Source organism: Brumimicrobium aurantiacum (assembly GCF_003402975.1).
Classification (GTDB): Bacteria; Bacteroidota; Bacteroidia; order Flavobacteriales_D; family Crocinitomicaceae; genus Brumimicrobium; species Brumimicrobium aurantiacum.
The window spans coordinates 40541-60938 of record NZ_QURB01000010.1; the positions used below are offsets into that span (position 1 = coordinate 40541).

Below are 20398 nucleotides of genomic sequence, written 5' to 3' on the forward strand. Positions count from 1 at the left end.
AAAATGAAAAGATTGTACATAACATTTTTGGCTATAGCAATAAGCTTGTCGGCTTCAGCGTTAAATAGATTTTATGTAGATGATGATGCTACCGGTAACAATGATGGAAGTTCATGGGTAGATGCCTATACAGATTTAAACGATGCGCTTTTGCACGTTGCAAGTTCGAGTAATTATATTGGAGCAGAAATATGGATTGCAGAAGGTTTTTACACACGACTATCTCAAAATCAAAGCTTCTTGGTGACTAATGATGCACTTTTATATGGTGGATTTTCCGGTAATGAAACAGATCTTAATGAAAGAGATATACAAAATCATCCGACTATTATAAGCGGAGATGTAGATTGGAATGATACTGGGGCACCAAGTAGTTCTAATTCAAGTATGTTGCTAAATGCAGCAAATGTATTTAAAGTTTCAAGTCCTAATCGTGCTTTGTTTGACGGATTAATTATAGAACGTGCATATAGTACAACTGAATCGGGTGGTGGTATTAATGTTATTAGTACTTCTCTTGAGAATCTGCAAATATCTAATTGTATTATCAGAGAAAATGTTGCTAAGAACAGAGCAGGTGTACTCTATTATTCTGATTTAAATGGTAGTGGCTTCTATCTATTTAACAATAGAATTGAAGATAACGTAAACACAGACGGTTCTTCATCATATACCATTGAATTTAGGGCTTCGAGTAGCAACTGGACGTATTCGGATGTTCATTTTGTAAACAACTTATTTAAAAACAATAGTTCAGAATCTTCATTTCAAATGGGTACGTGCGCTAAGTTTACAGCTTTCGGCGGAAGCGACATTGATTTGTATTTAACAAACAACACATTCGTGGGCAACCCACAAACTGGTACTAATACAAATAACGTTTCTTCACTTATTGTCTATCAACACGGAGGTGGGGGCAGTGCTCTTCACGCATTTGTGAACAATAATATTTTTTATAATAATCCTGGAGCAAACGCTATTTTTGGAGAGAGTTTACAAGGTAGTAGCGTAACTGGTGAATTGAATATTTCCAATACAAGTTCTAATCAAAACGTACAGGATTTTGCAGATAACTTAAACTTGCTAAATACGCATGAAGTAACTTCTTCTCCTTTTGTTGATGCAGCGAATGAAGACTATACGCCAATAGCGGCATATCAAACAATTGGAGATTTAGCTTACTACGATAACCAGTTTTTAAACAACTCTTATCCGGGACAAGAATATCCAACAAGAGATCTGGCTGGCAATCCACGATTTGATGGACAGGGAAATCTTTCAATAGGGGCTTATCAATATGATGAAACTGCAAGTTTAGAGCATGTTGCAGAAGTTAATTTTAACGTGTTTCCTAATCCTTTTATAGAAGAAGTACACATTCAATCGAATTCTACAATTGAAAGTGTTGTAATTAGAAACACGATGGGTCAAGTGGTTTATGAATCACATGAGGTGAATTCGAAGAGTTATACCACTGACTTATCAGCGCTAGATGCAGGAGTATACTTCGTTAATGTTGAATATGTTGACCAGAAAGGCCAATCTAGTAAAATTGTTAAATGATTTTTAACTGAATACAACCAACAATCTAGATCTAAACTTTTTTGTATTTGGAATGAAAATACGATTAAGGTTGAATAATGAGTTCATTTTTACATGGGTTCTCCTAGTAATTAATGAAAATAACCAGTTACGTAGTTATGCGTAACTGGTTTTTTTAGTCTAAAACTCCATACTTTTATCGAATTCTTGCAGTACTTAATTGATGAAGAGTTTGCATGGAAATAATTCGAACTTGAATTGCTATTCAATCGTCCCGCTTCAAAAAGGTTTGGATATTCCAAGCTGAATCCCATTTCATGAGTTAAGCGTCTTAATTATTAAATTTTACGATTATTGGATGGTTTTGCTATTCTCTTGTTCTTAGTGCTTTATAAAATCAAGAATATTATCAACTCTAAATTCTATCGGACATCACAATTTGGTAACATTCAAATCATCGGTCTTCTAACTTTTCATTCTATCTTCGCGGCTCGAAAAAAATATTAATTAAATTTTCGCACGATTGCGATTAAAAAACAACCTCTATTTAAAATGAAGAAATTTTACATTTTTATGCTTACAGTGGTAATGCTTATTTTATCAAGTGCACTAAAAGCACAAGATATTGTTATTACTGAAATAATGTATAATCCACCAGAATCTGGACAAGACTCTTTAGAGTTTATTGAACTTTACAATAATGATAATATAAGTGTTGATCTCAACGGATGGTCATTTAGTCAAGGTGTGTCACACACCTTTGGAACTGTCACAATGAATCCAGGAGAATACCTCGTGGTTGCCGTTGACGCAGCAGCAATACAAAATGTATTCGGTTATTCAACTGCAATTGAATGGACCTCAGGAGGTCTATCTAATGGAGGTGAGGATATTATTCTTGTAGATGGTGGAGGCGCTACTATTGATGTCGTTGATTTCGATGATGGTGGAGTGTGGCCTAGCGGATCATCTGCAGGTAACCCAGATGGAGGAGGTGCTTCCCTAGTTTTGTGTGATCCAAATTCTGACAATGATAATGGAATAAATTGGATTGCTTCAACATCTAGTACCAATGTTATTACTAATGGAAAAGAAGTTTTAGGAAGTCCTGGAGCTGCAGATAATGGTTGTTTATCACTATGTAACACTGTATCATCATTTACGGAGGTAGCATGTGCTAGCTATACTGTGCCAAGTGGTGATGAGGTTTATACAACAAGTGGAACATATATGGATACTATTCCAAACGCAGCAGGATGCGATTCTGTAATGACAATCGATTTGACAATAAACCCAGTGGCAGCAGGAACAGATGTTCAAGTAGCTTGTGGAAGTTACACATGGATTGATGGAATAACTTATACAGCATCAAATACAACAGCAACACATACAATTGTTGGAGGAGCTACAAATGGATGTGACTCTATTGTTACATTAGATTTGACAATAAACCCAGTGGCAGTAGGAACAGATGTTCAAGTAGCTTGTGGAAGTTACACATGGATTGATGGAATGACTTACACAGCATCAAATACAACAGCAACACATACAATTGTTGGCGGAGCTGCAAATGGATGTGACTCTATTGTTACATTAGATTTGACAATAAACCTAGTGGCAACAGGAACAGATGTTCAAGTGGCTTGCGGAAGTTTCACATGGATTGATGGAATGACTTACACAGCATCAAACACAACAGCAACACATACAATTGTTGGCGGAGCTGTAAATGGATGTGACTCTATTGTTACATTAGATTTGACAATAAACAATTCCGTTACAGGAACAGATGTTCAAGTAGCTTGTGGAAGTTACACATGGATTGATGGAATAACTTACACAGCATCAAACACAACAGCAACACATACAATTGTTGGAGGAGCTGCAAATGGATGTGACTCTATTGTTATATTAGATTTGACAATAAACCTAGTGGCAACAGGAACAGATGTTCAAGTAGCTTGTGGAAGTTACACATGGATTGATGGAATAACTTACACAGCATCAAATACAACAGCAACACATACAATTGTTGGAGGAGCTGCAAATGGATGTGACTCTATTGTTACATTAGATTTGACAATAAACAATTTCGTTACTGGAACAGATGTTCAAGTAGCTTGCGGAAGTTTCACATGGATTGATGGAATGACTTACACAGCATCAAACACAACAGCAACACATACAATTGTTGGCGGAGCTGTAAATGGATGTGACTCTATTGTTACATTAGATTTGACAATAAACAATTCCGTTACAGGAACAGATGTTCAAGTAGCTTGTGGAAGTTACACATGGATTGATGGAATAACTTACACAGCATCAAATACAACAGCAACACATACAATTGTTGGAGGAGCTGCAAATGGATGTGACTCTATTGTTACATTAGATTTGACAATAAACAATTTCGTTACTGGAACAGATGTTCAAGTTGCTTGCGGAAGTTTCACATGGATTGATGGAATGACTTACACAGCATCAAACACAACAGCAACACATACAATTGTTGGGGGAGCTGTAAATGGCTGTGACTCTATTGTTACATTAGATTTGACAATAAACCCAACAAATGAAGCTGGTGTAGATGTAGTTATATTTGTGTGTATGAATGAACCAATAGATCTTGATACATTAAGTGCATTAGGCAACGTAGGAAGCTGGTTAGATGAATCAAATAATTCGGTAATGGGAGTTGTTACATTCGCCGCAACAGGGTCTTACGACTATAAATATATTGTTGCAACATCAGGAAATTGTCCTGCGGATACTGCAATCTATACAATTGACGTAGATGGTACTTGTGATTATTTGAGTTTAGAAAAGGAGGCTAAGATTGAAGTCTCGGTTTACCCAAATCCAGTTTCAAGTGTCTTAACAATCACCAATTATTCAGGTGCAAAAACCTTGAAAATGGAGCTTGTAGATATGAATGGAAGAGTAGTACTAGTTGAAAATAATCTGTTTAATAGTACAGATAAAGAAACAATTTCAATGGAAAGTTTACAAGAAGGATTTTATACATTACGTATATACAATGGTAGCATCCAAAAATCATTTAAAGTTGTAAAGCAATAGAAGCAACTGATAAAAATAAGTTTTAAAAAAAGCGTTTTTCGAAAGAAAAACGCTTTTTTTATTTATGACATTGACACATGTTTTAGCAATATGGTTGAAGGCCTTAATTTGAACTTTTTTCCACATATTTATTAGAAAAGGCGTCGACATGTGAAGAGGGAAACCGATTTATTCCATTTCCACTACCAAGTCATCAGCATGAACCATCACACCTTCTTTTAAGTGGATTTTCTTTATTTTCCCATCGGTATTGGCACAAATTGTTGTTCCCATTTTCATTGCTTCGATTACAAATAAGCCTTGATTTTTCTCAACAATATCTCCTTCTTTTACCATGATAGAAGCCAAAGAACCTTGTAAAGGTGCACCTACCTCATTCGGATTATCTTTGTCCGCTTTTTGGTGGTTTATTTTCTCTACAGCAATTGAGTTGTCTTTTATATCTGTACTTCTTGTTTGACCATTTACCTTGAAGAATACAGTTTTTTCTCCGTCTTCATTGGCCTCCGTAACAGAAATTAACTCTATCAATAAAGTTTTTCCTTTATCTAGTTCCACAATGATTTCCTCTCCTTGTTGTAATCCATAGAAAAAGTTAAGGGATGGAATGTGCATCACCTTACCGAATTTAACATAGTGGTCATATAAATCCGTGAATACCTTAGGGTAAAGTTTGTATGATAAGAAATCTGTAATTTCCAATTCTCTATCTATTCCTTTATTAAATGTTTTCTTGAATTCTGCAAATTCTTTATCAAAATCAATAGGCTCTAAATGTGCATTTGGTCTATTGGTATAAGGTTTTTCATCACGAAGTACTATTTTTTGTACGTCTTTAGGAAAACCTCCTACAGGTTGACCTAAATCTCCTTTAAAGAAGTTTTTAACTGATTCAGGGAAAGAAAGGGATTCACCTTTTTCCATAAACTCCTCAATTGTAATATTATTACTTACAAGATATTGGGCCATGTCTCCAACAACTTTCGAACTTGGAGTAACTTTAATGATATTACCAAACAAGTCATTTACCTTGGCGTACATGTCTGTAATTTCTGTAAATCGATCTCTCAATCCTAAAGATTCTGCTTGAGGTATTAAGTTCGAATATTGACCTCCTGGAATTTCATGTTTGTATACTTCTCCTGTTCCAGATTTTAATCCTGACTCAAATGGAGAATAATGTTCACGAACATCAGACCAATAATTTGAATATTCATTCAGTTTCTGGAAGTCCATTTTATTTTCTCTCTCTTGGAAACGCATGGTTTCAACCAATGAATTAAAGTTCGGCTGTGATATTAATCCACTTAATCCACCCAAGGCAACATCAACAACATCTACACCAGCTTCAATTGCTTTTAAGTACGTAGCAGACTGAATAGACGAAGTGTCATGTGTATGTAAATGAATAGGAATTGAAATTTCAGATTTAAGTGCCGTAACCAATTCTTTTGCTGCATAAGGCTTAAGTAGTCCAGCCATATCTTTTATAGCTAAAATGTGAGCTCCTGCATTTTCAATTTCCTTGGCAAGGTTTAAATAATATTTTAAAGTGTATTTATCTGCTTTTGGGTCCAAAATATCTCCAGTGTAACACATTGAACCTTCAGCTAAACCATTGGTGTGTTTTCGAACATGTTCAATTGTAGGACCAATTGATTTCATCCAGTTTTGTGAATCGAAAATACGGAAGATATCAATTCCGTTTTCCCATGATTCTTTTACAAAACGTTCAATTAAATTATCAGGATACGCAGTATAACCTACACCGTTAGATCCTCTTAAAAGCATTTGAAGTAATATATTAGGCATAGCTTCCCTCAAAATACGTAATCTTTCCCAAGGATTTTCTTTCAAAAATCGCATACAAACATCAAACGTAGCTCCTCCCCATACTTCCATACTGAAAACTTCAGGATGATTCATTGCAAATCCTTTGGCTACTTTTTCTAAGTCATAAGTTCGCATACGCGTGGCCAATAAACTTTGATGTGCATCACGCATTGTAGTGTCCGTAAAATGAATTTTCTTTTCGTCACTCAACCATTTTGAAAATTTCTCAGGACCTAATTCCGTTAAGATGTCTTTTGTTCCTTTCGGGTAGGCTGCATGCTGATCAAACTTTGGAATTTGAGGTTTAACATGTTTTTTATACGGATCGAATGATTTTATATCAGGATTTCCATTTACGACAATATCACCTAAGAAATTAAGCATTTTTTCTGCTCTGTTTCTTGGTTCTTGAATATTGAAAAGCTCAGGAGTATTTGCAATATAATTAACAGTCACTTTTCCTTCTCTAAATGTCGGATCTTGTAGAATGTTGTCGAGAAATGCCATGTTTGTTTTTACTCCTCTAACTCTAAATTCAGCCAATGCTCGTCTCATTTTACGACATGCTCCATCTAATGTTCTGCTGTTGGCAGTTATTTTGGTCAACATGGAATCAAAAAATGGCGAAATGGTTACCCCTTGATAAACACTTCCAGAGTCTAATCGAATTCCAAATCCTCCACCGCTTCTGTAGGTAGTAATCGTTCCATAATCTGGTTTGAAATCATTCTGAGGGTCTTCAGTTGTAATTCTACATTGTACAGCAAATCCTTTTGTTGAAATAGTTTCTTGACTGAAAATTTTAATTTGTTCGTCTGCTAATTTATAACCTCCTGCAATGAAAATTTGAGATTTCACAATGTCTATACCAGTCACAACTTCTGTCACCGTATGCTCAACTTGAATTCGTGGATTTACCTCAATAAAGTAAATGCTTTGGTCTTCATCTACTAAAAACTCAACTGTTCCTGCATTGCTATAATTTACAGCTTTCCCTATATCAAGGGCGTATTGGTATAGTTTTTCTTTGACTTCTTCTTTCAAGTCAACTGATGGAGCAATCTCAATTACTTTTTGATAACGGCGCTGTACAGAACAATCTCTTTCATACATGTGTACCAGATTTCCATGTTGGTCTCCTAATATTTGGACCTCGATGTGTTTAGGATTCTGTACAAACTTTTCTACGAAAACAGTATCATCTCCAAAAGCTGCTTTAGCTTCTCTTTTCGATTCTGGATATGCTTGTTTTAGCTGTTCTTGGTTCTGAATTACGCGCATTCCTCGACCACCTCCTCCTGATGCTGCTTTCAACATTACAGGATATCCAATTCTTTCCGCTTCTTCAATGGCAATTTCGACAGTGGTCAAATCGTTTTGATTACTCTCAATAATTGGAACATTGTTGTCAATAGCAACGCGCTTAGCCATGACTTTATCACCTAATGATTTTAAAACAGAAACATCTGGTCCAATAAAAATAATTCCATTGTCCTTACATGCTTGGGCAAAATCAGCATTTTCTGATAAAAAACCATACCCCGGATGTATGGCATCAATGTTGTTTTCCTTGGCTACTTGAATGATTTTGTCAATATTCAAGTAGGGTTTGATTGGATCATCATCTTCACCTATCTGATAAGCTTCATCAGCTTTGTAACGGTGTAGTGAATAACGGTCTTCGAAGGTGTAAATACCTACAGTTCTTAATCCTATTTCCGTGCATGAACGGAAGATGCGGATTGCGATTTCACCTCTGTTAGCGACGAGAACTTTTTTAATTTTCATTTTAATTGTTTTATGTTTTGGGCAATCGTTTTAAGCTTAGTCCTAAATATCCTGATTTTCAGTCGAAATATTGTTGTTTTTCGCAACTTTTACTTTTTTTAAGATAAAATCAATCATATTTGAGGTTTTAGAAAGTCTAATTTGATTCGAGATTATTTTTTTACTTTCGTACAAGGTAATCACATTGTTTTCATTTATTTTAATCTTCAATTGTTATGAATCATCCAGGCATTTGTTCACTTTTTTGTCTACTTGTTTTTGGAGTGTTATCTGTGCAGGGACAATCTGATCACTGGCACCATTTAGATCCTGAAACCAACGGTGTTTTAGGAGTGAGTAAGTATAGAGCTTATGAATTATTAAAAGACAAAACTCCAGACACTGTAATTGTAGCTGTGGTAGATAATGGAGTAGAATTATCCCATGATGATTTACAAGGTGTGATTTGGGTAAATCCAAATGAAATTCCCGATAATGGAATCGATGATGATCAAAACGGTTATGTTGATGATATTCATGGTTGGAATTTTTTAGGAAACGAAAAAGGGGAAAACCTTAAAAATGAAACAACAGGACTAACTCGTCTTTATGCTCAACTTCATCAAAAATATAAGAATACTGCTAAAGAAGAGCTCCCTAAGAATCAACATCAGGAATATGAATTGTATTTAAAGGTAAAGACAGATTACTTGTCAAAAGTCAAAGAAAGGGAACAAAGTATAGTCAATTTAAAACAGCTTTTAATTGAGTTTAACTATGCAGATCAAACCATTAAAGAAAATCTTGGCAATGAAAAATACACCAGAACGGAGCTTGAGAAAAGTAAAATTAGAAATACTGATTTTACCGCTTCACGAAACTTTATGCTTTACATGTTTGATAATAATATTTCTAAATCGATGATAGAGAAGGAATTGAAAACCAATGTAAATGCCTTAAAAACAAGGTTAAATCCTGATTTTAAGAATAGGGAGAATATCGTAGGAGACAATCCAGATGATCTAGAAGATACTGATTATGGTAACAATATGCTTGATGTTCGAGGTCCATATCACGGAACGGGTGTAGCAAGTATTATCGGCGCTTTGAATAATGATTTTGGTGTTGATGGTCTTGCTAAACATGTCAAATTAATGATTTTAAGGGTTGTTCCTAATGGAGACGAACGTGATAAGGACATTGCTTTGGCATTCAGATATGCAGTTCAGAATGGAGCAGACATAATAAGTTGTAGCTTTGCCAAAAAGTATGCGCTACATCATGATTTTGTTCAGTTGGCAATTGAAGAAGCTGAAAAAGAAGGCGTGTTAATTGTCAATGCATCAGGAAATTCTTCTGAAAATATAGATGAGGTTATAAGTTATCCCACAGGTTATAAACTAAATGGGGAAAAAGCCCAAAATTATATGGTTGTCGGAGCTTCTAGAGCACAGGATGACACAAATTTAGTAGCTTCTTTTTCTAATTATGGACGAGAAAATGTTGATGTCTTTGCCCCAGGATTTAACATCGCTACATGCGTTTTAAAGAACGGATATGGTATGTCAAGTGGTACAAGTGATGCTTCTCCAATTGTAGCGGGAATAGCAGCAGTTTTAAAATCCTATTATTCTCATTTAACAGCCAGTCAATTGAAGGAAATCATCATTAGATCGGTGTATATTCCAAAAACAGAAAAGGTTGTTCAACCTGGAGGAGAAGTGTTGGTTGATTTTAATTCGTTGAGTGTATCGGGTGGAATTGCTAATTTGTATCGCGCTGTTCAATTGGTTGAGAAAGAGTATCTAAAATAGGTTTGAGGGTTTTTGAATTGGAATTTTCTAAAAAATAATGTATCTTTTTCTCTATTTCTAGGTCTACTAAATGAACCATAAAATATAGAGAAATGAATAATTGTAAGTGTATCAATTGCGAATGTAAAAAATGTAATTGCGGAAATTGCCTCGAAAATCAATGTCCTTGTACTAAATGCGAGTGTTCTAAATGTGATTGCTGTTAAATATTAATAAGGAGGTCGATTGATAAAATCGGCCTCTTTTTGATGAAGGATTATGGAAACACAAAAGGTATGGATCGATTTAAATGAAGAGTTGTATTTTTTCATCTTGAAAAAGGTGAAGAACAAATCTATAGCAAACGACGTACTTCAAAATACTTTTTATAAAATACATAAAAGTATTGCTCAATTGAAGGATGAAAAGAAATTAAGAAGTTGGGCCTTTCAAATAGCGCGTAATGAAATAATCAATTTCTTTAACCAGGAAAAGGTTTACGAAATGAAGACCGATTGGAATAGAGTAGAAGATGAAGCTTTCTTTACTGATGTATGCTGTTTCGATAAATTTATTGAAGAATTACCAAAGAAGTACCGGGATAGCATTGAATTGATTTATGTTAAAGGCAAGAAACAACAAGAGGCTGCGGATGAATTAGAGATTAGTTTAACCAATGTTAAAGCACGTGTCAGAAGAGCCAAAGAAATGCTCAAATCGAAACTCAATGAATGTTGTAAATACGAGTATGATGAGCAAGGAAACTTAACTGGTGAATCTAATTGTGCTGCGTGTAATCAATGATGGAGTAATTTAAAATACTTGGCATAAGCTATTATTTAATATATTGTTCTCTGTTTTGGCGCTAATTATGATTGAAATTTTGCGCCTTATTATAGTATAAACACAAACTACAATGAAGAAACTTTTATTGATATCATTGGTTTTGCCGCTTGTTCATGCAAATGTTATAGCACAAAGTCCTGAAGATAGAGCCCGAATAATCGCGTTAACAGATACAGTATCCTTAAATAAAAAAGCAAAGGAATGGAATGCTAGATTTGAAAATGGATTGACAATTTCAAAAAAACTTGATATTCCAAAACAAATAATTTCAACCAATAACCAGAGGGCTTATCTAGCAGGATTTGATTTTGAAGGTAGACCTGTTTACGATACTGATGATAATTTAGACTTGGCTTTTTCAAGTCGTATTGATAGAATTTGGTCAGGTGGTTCAAGTGGCCTCAATCTAGATGGATCAGGCATAGAAATTGGTCATTGGGAAGCAGGTGGTCTAGCTTTAATTTCACATCAAGAATACAATGGTCGTGTAACACATGCTGAAAACGAAACAGTGACGAGTCATGCTACACATACCGCAGGAACGATGATAGGAACAGGAATAGAATCTGATGCAAGAGGAATTGCTTCAAGTGCGACAATTATTTCTCGAAGAAGTAACAATGACGAGGCTGAAATGGCTGCTTTTGGGGCTGCAGGAGGAATCGTTTCAAATCATTCATATAGTTCTGGAAATCCTAATGGAGACCTAACAAAATATGGACTTTACAATTACCACTCCGAAGATTGGGATGAAATAGCCTACGATGCTCCATATTTAACCATTTGTAAATCGGCAGGAAATAATAGAAATGATGGCGTAAATTCAGGGGATAACGGATATGACTTGATGTACACAACAGCAGCTTCTAAAAATGTTATTACAATTGGAGCAGTTAATGATGTGCCGAATTATATAAACCCTCAATCTGTTATACAATCTTCTTTTACAAATTGGGGACCGACAGATGATTGGAGAATAAAACCAGATATAACTGCCAATGGAGTTTCAGTTTATTCAGCGGATAATGCCAATGACACAGATTATTCAACAAAAAGTGGTACCTCAATGTCTGCTCCCGCAGTTACTGGTGCTGTTACATTGTTACAAGAACATTATTATAACAATCAAGGATTTTACATGAAATCAGCAACAGTTAGAGCATTGTTGCAAGGAACTACCGATGAGGCAGGAGCAAATGATGGCCCGGATTTTCAAAGTGGTTGGGGATTAATGAATGCAGAAAGAGCTGCTGAAGTAATTACCAATATGGGCATTTCATCAGAACTGAATGAACTTTCATTAGCCGATAATGAATCATACTCAACATTGATTATCACTGAAGGTGGAGAGCCATTAACAGCAACAATTGCTTGGACAGACCCTGCGGGAACTCCGGTTACAAGTGGAGGAGTTGATGATCAAACTCTAATTCTTGTCAATGATTTAGATATTAGAATTACCAATGCAGCGGGTACAGAGATTTATGAACCTTGGGTGTTAACGCCTAACTCAACTTCTGATAACTTTACTGATGCAGCAACAAAAGGTGATAATTACAGAGATAATTTTGAAAGAATTGATGTAGATTTTATGCCACAAGGAATCTACACTGTTTCAGTAACGCATAAAAATAACCTTGTCAACGGTTTTCAGGATTTTTCATTAATGATTAATGGAGCCAGAATAAGTTCTTTATCAACGGATGATTTTCCTCAGAAGGATTTAGCATTTGTAGTTTATCCTAATCCTTCAAGTAATGGATTGTTTAATGTTAATATTCCGAATGAAGTAAAAGGAACTGAGTTTAAAGTAGAAGTCATAGATTTATTAGGAAGAACGAATAAAAGTGAAGTCTTTAACGAGAATCAATTTAGTCTTGATCTTACTAATATGAATGGAGGTATATTTATTTTAAAAATTCAAGGGAATGGGAAAATGCACCAAGAACTCATTCGAATTAAAAAGTAAGCGCTGGTTGACGAGGAAATTTTGAGTCGGTCGGACCTATATGTTGTTTAACCTTAATTTTAAATTATGAAATTGAATATTTTTACATCTCTTTTATTCATGCTTGTGACAGTTTTTTCTTTCGCACAATTCACAACTAAAACCTGTGTACTTTTTAAGAACAAGGATGATTTTTCAGTAGTTGATCATCATGGTGATTCTACTTTAGTTTTAAAAGTTAAGTGGAATAAATATAATATAGAGAATCAAGGTGTTTTTGAAATTGCCAATGGAAAAGGTTTAAAAAAAGACACGGATGGTATTCGTGAATGGAATAAGAAATACCTTGTGAAAAATGAAATGGACACTTTGTTGACCTTGCATAAACATGAAGACAGACTCATCATGAATGATGAAATTTCACTTCATATTGAAGAGACGGATGATGGATGGAAGTTTCTAAATGAACAAAATGAAGTCGTTTATGAACTTGAGTTGCTGTGGAACCACAAAAAATATGTGTTTACCATTCAAGAACATGAATCCTCTCCTGAGATGAAACACCTCAACCAATTTATCTTAACATCACTTCCGCATCTTGCAGAAAAACGCAGCACATCCGAAGACGAAGTGTTTGATATTTGGTTTATCATGTGGTTGACGATGTTATAAAAAAGAACGAAATTATAACATAGCAACAATTCAAGGCTTCTCAAACTATAATTTCATTTCATTTCTTATTTTTACCTTCAATCAGGTGAAATAATGAATCAGAAGAAAAAAGTACTTGTTATTGCATATTATTGGCCACCAAGTGGAGGGGCAGGAGTTCAACGTTGGTTAAAGTTGACTAAATATTTATGCAAATTAGGTCATGAAGTACATGTTTTAACGGTTGATCCCAAACAAGCAAGTTATTTTGCGGTTGATGAAAGTTTGAGACAAGATATTCATCCTGATGTTAAAGTTCACCTTTCGGATTCATTTGAACCCATTAACATTTACAGTAAATTCGTTGGTAAGAAGAATGTGCCAACTGCTGGCTACTCTAATGTGGACGAACAACATTGGAAGCAAAAATTAGTAAGTGGAATTCGAAGTCATCTTTTTATTCCAGATCCTCGAGTGGGATGGAAAAATCATGCTGTTAAGAAAGCTTTGGATATTATTAATAACGAAAATATTCATAATGTAATTACAACTTCACCACCTCATTCAACACAATTGATTGGGTTGAAACTGAAGAAAAAGTTAAAAGAGAAATTAAATTGGATTGTTGATTTTAGAGATCCTTGGACAGATATTTATTATTATCCATTATTACAACATTCTAAAATTTCACATCAAATAAACCTTAGTCTAGAAAGAAAGGTCATAGAGCAATCAGATCACATCATTACTGTTGGTGAAGGGTTTAAATCATCATTTTTGTCTAAAACCAACAAAGTAAAACCCACTAAGTTTGAAATCATCTCGAATGCTTTCGATCCTGATGATTTTCGCATGAAGGATGAGGTTAAACCTGAGAAAGATGTTTTTCTTGCTTCATATATTGGAACTGTTTCTGATACTTATGAACCTGAAATATTTTTTGAAGCTTTAGGTCAATTGGCAAACGATTTTCCTGATGCACCAATTCGATTCAAAGCGACAGGCGTGGTCTCAGACAGATTACAACATTTCATTAAAGATAAACTAGGAAATAAAGCTTCATTTCACGACCCTGTACCTCATGAAGAGGCGGTACATGCGATGCTTAAATCGCATGTGCTATTATTGATTACTCCAGGAATTGAAGGTACAATCCCAGGAAAAACATTTGAGTATTTAGCTTCAGGTAGACGAATTGTAAGTGTTGGAAAAGGAGATAGTGCGAAGGCAATCGAAAAATGTAAAGCAGGAAAGGCTTTTGATCGTACAGAGACAAAAGAGCTTTATACTTATTTGAAGGAAGCCCTAATGGATTTCAAAGCAAAAAAAGAATTCACAACAAATTACGAAGAATTGAAGAAAATGTCATGGGACTACAATGCTACTCAAGTCGCCAAACTTCTCAAGTAAAACTAAATTAGTTTACGCGTATAAAAAATCAATCTCACAGCAAAATAAATATTTCGCTGCCGCGCGCTTTCAATTCGTGGTCGAAATACCTATTGGTCAATTGTGGCGTTAAAACAATCTTTGAAAATCTCCACTTAACAAAGCAATGTTTAATCTTGCAGTTTGGTATTCAATTTGGGATTGAAGCAATCTTCCTTCTGCCTGAATTGCACTGTACTGAATTTCTCTTAATTCCAAAGGTGTTATACTTCCTGCATTTAACGCTTTCTGTGAAATTTCAATAATTGATTGTGTTTGTGAAATATTACGCTGTTCAAACAATAATTTCTCCTTAGAGAATTGTAAAACTTGATAGTAATTGTTTAAATCCGCTAAAGCAGAAATTGAATCATTTTTTAAAGTCAATTGCGCACGTTCCTCGTTCAAACGACTATTCCTTAATTCAGTAGCACGAGATAAATGATTTAAGATACTCCATGAAGCTGTAATTCCAACACTTGGTCCGTAGCTTCGATTGGAAGCTAAAAATCCAACTTCATTTACAGAGCTTCCGAAATTATATGCAGCATAAAAACTCAATTGAGGATAAAATCTACTTTTTGCTTCTTTGGTGGTTAATTCAGTTACTGCAATGTTTGATTTTGCTTGCATGATTGAAGTATTTTGTTCACTAAATTGTTTGGCTATTTCATCCCAATTTGGTGTTTCTTCATTCACATTTAAATCTCCTTTAACCCTTATTTCCTCGTTTACAGGTAGCTGAAGTATCTTGATTAGATCAGCTTTAATTTGAGCTTGAGCTTGTTGATTGGCAATATATGCAGCGCTATCTGCTGTAAGATCAAGTTCTGCTTGCATCAATTGAATTCTATTTGCAGCACCGCTATTGAAACGGTTTTGTGTATAATCCTTACGCATCTTCGATAATTCAATTGCACCAGTGTAGACTTCTTCCATTTCCTGAAGAGATAAAAGGGTGTAGTAATTCACAACTGCCTCATAAATTTTCATTTCCATCGCTGCACGAAGATTTAACTCACTATAACGCTCTAGTTCGTCTAGTTTTTTGTCTGTTATAAACATTTTAAATCCATCAAAAAATGTCCAGTTTAAAACAGCACCAGCGCTAAAAGCTGTGTTTTTAGCATTTGTAGCTTCCGTAATGTCACCACTTAAAAATTCCTGTCGAGCTGTATTTAAAGTTAAGTCCTGAGTTGCTTCAATGTTTAAGGTAGGTAAATATCCTGCATTTCCCGGGTTGTTGCTGTTTTTGGCTATTTCTGCATCAATTTTTGAAATTTGAATACCAAAGTTTTGTGTTAACACACGGTCAACAACTTGCTGTAAACTTAGCTCCTTTTGTCCAATTGCAATTGAACTGAAAATTAGTAAACTACTTATGATAAGTGCTTTCATTATGTAAGTTCTTTTGTTTCTGTTTTACCTTTGTACTTCGAAGAAATATAAATGTATATTCCTGGAATTATGTAGAGGGTTAACACCAATGAGAAGGTTAAACCTCCAATAATTGAAAGTCCCATTGGTATTCTACTTGTTGCAGCATCTCCAAGTGCAAGAGCAATTGGAAGCGCACCTAAAATAGTTGCTAAAGAAGTCATTAAAATTGGTCTAAATCGTTCAGATGATGCGTCAATAATTGCAGATTTTAATGTTAGACCAGCTTTCTTTCGCTGATTAGCAAATTCAACAATTAGAATTCCGTTTTTGGTAACTAATCCGACCAAAACAATAATACCAATTTGACTAAAAATATTTAATGTTTGATCAAATAACCACAAGGTTAAAACTGCCCCTGCAAGTGCTAATGGAACAGTTAACATAATCGTAAATGGATCTCTGAAGCTCTCAAATTGAGCTGATAATACAAGGTAAACCAGTACAAGTGCCAGTCCAAAGGCAAAGATTAAACTTCCTCCACTTTCTGCAAACTCTTTTGATGTTCCAGCTAAAGAAGTTGAGAATGATGGATCCAATATTTCCTCTGCGATTTTATCCATTTCTGCAATCCCATCTCCAATTGTTTTTCCAGGAACTGGAGCAGCAGATACGGTTGCCGAAACATATCTATTGTATCTAAATAATTGGGGCGGACTGGATTCGTCTTTGATGTCAACTAAATTGCTCAACGGAATTAATTCCCCACTTTTGCTTCTCACGTTGATTTCCTGTAAATCTTTTGGTTCATTTCTGAATTCTTTCATGGCTTGTCCAATCACCTCATACTGTTTTCCATCTTTAATGAAATATCCATATCGCTGTCCAGAGAAGTACAATTGCATTGTTTGCGCAATGTCCAATACTGAAACGCCAACTGTATTGGCTTTCTCACGGTTGATGGTAACTTGTAGTTCGGGTTTGTTGAACTTTAAATTGATGTCTACCATTTGAAAAACAGGACTGTTCCTCGCCTTGTCTAAGAAATCAGGGAGTATTTCTTCCAACTTTTTAAGGTTTGGGGCTTGTAAAACATATTGTACCGGCAAGCCTGACATTCTTCCGCCTCCAATGGTTTGCTCTTGAACGACGAATGTTCTGGCAAAATTGAAATCTTTGAGCTTGGTTGAAATCTCATTGGCCAACTGACTCTGACTTTTTTCTCTTTCATTCTTATTCACTAAGTTCATTCTTACAAACCCAGTATTCGTTGAAATTGATGAACCAAAGCCTGGAGAGGTTACCGCTAGAAGATTTCTTTTTTCTTCCATTGTATCTACAAACGAAATGATTTTACGTTGAAATTCATCCATTCGCTCATAAGAAGTTCCTTCAGGCGCTGTACTCATGATCATCAATCGGCCTTTGTCTTCCATTGGCGCTAATTCTGATTGTAACTGACTTCCAAAGAAAAAGATTGATCCTATTATAATGGCCATGTAAATAAATGCTTGCCATGGACGTTTCATAAAGGCGATTAAAGTACGTTTGTAACCTCTTGTTAAACCTTCAAAAAAGCGTTCTGATTTCATGAAAATCTTGCTTCTGTTTTTGGTCTTCTTCAATAGACGAGAAGACATCATTGGTGTTAAAGACAAAGAAACAAAAGAAGAGATGATAACGGAACCTGCGACAACAATACCAAATTCTCTAAACAATCGACCTGTTAACCCTTCCAAGAAAATTACAGGCATAAATACAGCTGTTAGTGTAATTGTTGTTGCGATTACGGCAAAAATAATTTCATTTGCTCCTTCAATGGCCGCTTTTTTGGGTTTCATCCCACGTTCAATTTTCGTATAAATGTTTTCCATTACCACAATGGCATCATCAACCACCAGTCCTGTGGTAAGTACAATAGCCAATAAGGTTAAGATATTAATCGAGAAATCCATTAAATACATTATGAAGAATGTACCAATTAATGAAATTGGAATTGCGATAATAGGAACAAGCGTAGTTCTCCAATTCCTCAAAAACATGAATACGACAAGCACAACCAATAAAAATGAAATCAATACCGTTTCTTTCACCTCGGCAATAGATTTTCTTATGTTTTCTGTTGTATCTAATGCAACACCAAGATGAATGTCTTCAGGTAAATCGGCACTAATTTGATTGATTTTTGCATAAATTTCATCTACAATCTCAATGTAATTAGCTCCAGGCTGTGGCTGAATGGCAATTCCAATCATTGGAACACCTTTGTTTCCTCGAAGAATCGTTCTTTCGTTCTCAGGTCGCATTTCTGCAGAACCAATGTCTTTCAATCGAATGATTTCGTCATTTTCTTCACGAATAATAAGGTTGTTGAATTCCTCTTCTGTGGTTAATCGACCAAATGTTCTGATGGTTAATTCAACATCATCTCCTTCAATTCTCCCGGACGGAAGTTCAATGTTTTCTCTCAATAAGGCTGCTTGTACTTCAGTTGCAGTGATGTTTTTTGCCGTCAATTTATTAGGCTCAAGCATCAATTTCATTGAGAATAACTTTTCCCCCCAAAGATAAATTCGGCTAATTCCCGAAATGGTTTGTAAACGTTCCTTAAATAAATTGATTCCAATATCAGTTAACTCAAGTAAACTTCGATTGTCTGACTGTACAGTTAAAGAGAAAATGGTTTCGGCATCAGCATCAGATTTCGCAACAATTGGTGGATCAGCATCATCTGGCAATTGTCGTATCGCTCCAGAAACTTTATCTCGAATATCGTTTGCGGCATTGTCCAAATCAAGGTCTAGATTAAACTCTACTGTAATTGTGCTTCGTCCATCACTACTCACAGAAGTCATCGTTCTAATTCCTTGGACTTGATTAACAGCTTCCTCTAAAGGTTCCGTAATCTGCGACTCAATAATGTCGGCATTTGCCCCAGAATAGTTTGTTGTTACTGTAATAATTGGTGGGTCTACAGATGGAAACTCTCTTACACCTAAGGAGTAAAAACCAATTGCTCCGAAAATCACAATTACGATAGACATTACTATCGCGAGAACAGGGCGATTTATACTTGTTGTTGAAATACTCATTTAATTTCGTTTTTCGCTTTGATAGACATCCCTTCACGCATTCCTAAAAGTCCTGTCATTACAATAGTGTCATTGGGCAGGACTTCTCCGTAAATCTGAACCATTTTATTTGATCGATTTCCTATGTTCACCTTTTTCTGAGTTGCTTTACCATTTTTGAATACCCAAACAATTTGACCATCAATAACAGAAACAATTGCAGATGTAGGAACGCTAATGCTGTTTGGAACCTCCCCAATGTTGTAATCTACGTTGACAAATCCTCCTGCAACGATATTATCACTTTGCTCGATTTTTGCGCGAACATTTAACATCTGAGTATTTTCATTAATAACTGGGTTCATTGCGTAAACTTCAGCTTTGACAGGAGTGGACTGAATTGAGTCAGACGGCGGTCTTAAAACTACTTCTTGTCCTTGTTGAACCTTATGAGCATAACGTTGCGCTATTGCGAAGTCTACTTTTAGTTTGTCGGTTTGCGCAAGGACAGTGATTAAATCATTTGTTGTAATAAAGGCGCCTTCACTTATTTCTCTCAAACCAGCTTTTCCTGTGAATGGAGCAGTAATTCTTCCTTTAGCGATTTGAACATCCAAAGATTGAATCTGAGCTTTTAAAGAATTAACTTTTGATTCCGCCTGCTCGAATGCTTCTTCTGTACCAGCTTCACTTTCTAAAAGTGATTTTTTTCGGGCTTTATCTTTTTCAGCTAAAGCTAAATCAACATTTAATTTATTGCGTTCTGCATTAAGAATGTCCGTATCTACTGTGACCATTAATTGGCCTTTTTTGACAAGACTTCCTTCTTCAAAATGAATTTTTTTCACTCTACCATTAATTTCACTGAAGATTTTCACTTGTTCAAATGGCATTGTTTTTCCTGGAACAGTGATGATTTCCTCGAATGTTTCGGCTTGAGCTACGTAGTAGTTAACCTTTGTGTAGTCAATCGCACCAGTGTTTGTTTTTAACCCTGGATCTTCACTACATGATAAAACAAGTAGCATTGGAAGCGAAAGTATGAGCGTTTTAATATTCATTTT

At 35.3% G+C, this 20398-nt stretch carries 11 protein-coding genes; 7 read left to right on the forward strand and 4 right to left on the reverse strand.

Translation table 11 applies throughout. The features are described from left to right. Positions 1-3 precede the first annotated feature (3 nt). The gene (locus DXU93_RS13845; RefSeq protein ID WP_116881900.1) at positions 4-1563 is read left to right on the forward strand and encodes a T9SS type A sorting domain-containing protein; all 1560 of its coding nucleotides are present in this window, start codon (positions 4-6) and stop codon (positions 1561-1563) included. 531 nt (positions 1564-2094) lie between these two features. Continuing rightward, positions 2095-4620 carry a lamin tail domain-containing protein gene (locus DXU93_RS13850; RefSeq protein ID WP_116881901.1) on the forward strand — a complete coding sequence of 842 codons (2526 nt, stop codon included), beginning with the start codon at positions 2095-2097 and terminating at the stop codon, positions 4618-4620. A 168-nt stretch (positions 4621-4788) separates the two neighbouring features. Here DXU93_RS13850 and DXU93_RS13855 read toward each other — a convergent pair whose 3' ends face one another. Further along, complete coding sequence (locus DXU93_RS13855; RefSeq protein ID WP_116881902.1) at positions 4789-8241, reverse strand: pyruvate carboxylase; 3453 nt, start codon at positions 8239-8241, stop codon at positions 4789-4791. A gap of 215 nt (positions 8242-8456) precedes the next feature. On the opposite strand from DXU93_RS13855, the gene DXU93_RS13860 reads away from it, so the two are divergent. The 5 genes from DXU93_RS13860 to DXU93_RS13880 all read left to right on the forward strand — a co-directional run bounded on the left by DXU93_RS13860 (position 8457) and on the right by DXU93_RS13880 (position 14868). Then, positions 8457-10034, forward strand: a complete 1578-nt coding sequence (locus tag DXU93_RS13860) for a S8 family serine peptidase (protein WP_116881903.1) — start codon at positions 8457-8459, stop codon at positions 10032-10034. Between the two features lie 258 nt (positions 10035-10292). Continuing rightward, complete coding sequence (locus DXU93_RS13865) at positions 10293-10817, forward strand: sigma-70 family RNA polymerase sigma factor (RefSeq protein ID WP_116881904.1); 525 nt, start codon at positions 10293-10295, stop codon at positions 10815-10817. A gap of 112 nt (positions 10818-10929) precedes the next feature. Then, positions 10930-12828 carry a S8 family serine peptidase gene (locus DXU93_RS13870; protein WP_116881905.1) on the forward strand — a complete coding sequence of 633 codons (1899 nt, stop codon included), beginning with the start codon at positions 10930-10932 and terminating at the stop codon, positions 12826-12828. 66 nt (positions 12829-12894) lie between these two features. After that, the gene (locus DXU93_RS13875) at positions 12895-13479 is read left to right on the forward strand and encodes a hypothetical protein (RefSeq protein WP_116881906.1); all 585 of its coding nucleotides are present in this window, start codon (positions 12895-12897) and stop codon (positions 13477-13479) included. Positions 13480-13572: 93 nt separating this feature from the next. Beyond that, complete coding sequence (locus tag DXU93_RS13880) at positions 13573-14868, forward strand: glycosyltransferase family 4 protein (protein ID WP_116881907.1); 1296 nt, start codon at positions 13573-13575, stop codon at positions 14866-14868. 108 nt (positions 14869-14976) lie between these two features. On the opposite strand, the gene DXU93_RS13885 is transcribed toward DXU93_RS13880, so the two are convergent. From DXU93_RS13885 to DXU93_RS13895, 3 genes are read right to left on the reverse strand one after another with little or no spacing between them, the layout of a single operon-like run. Then, positions 14977-16284 (reverse strand): TolC family protein, encoded by a 1308-nt coding sequence (locus DXU93_RS13885; protein ID WP_116881908.1) that lies wholly within the window; start codon positions 16282-16284, stop codon positions 14977-14979. Next, complete coding sequence (locus DXU93_RS13890; RefSeq protein ID WP_116881909.1) at positions 16284-19355, reverse strand: efflux RND transporter permease subunit; 3072 nt, start codon at positions 19353-19355, stop codon at positions 16284-16286. Before DXU93_RS13890 ends, DXU93_RS13885 begins: the two co-directional genes overlap by 1 nt. After that, the gene (locus DXU93_RS13895) at positions 19352-20395 is read right to left on the reverse strand and encodes an efflux RND transporter periplasmic adaptor subunit (protein ID WP_116881910.1); all 1044 of its coding nucleotides are present in this window, start codon (positions 20393-20395) and stop codon (positions 19352-19354) included. The genes DXU93_RS13890 and DXU93_RS13895 overlap by 4 nt, the downstream gene beginning before the upstream one ends. Between the last annotated feature and the right edge of the window lie 3 nt (positions 20396-20398).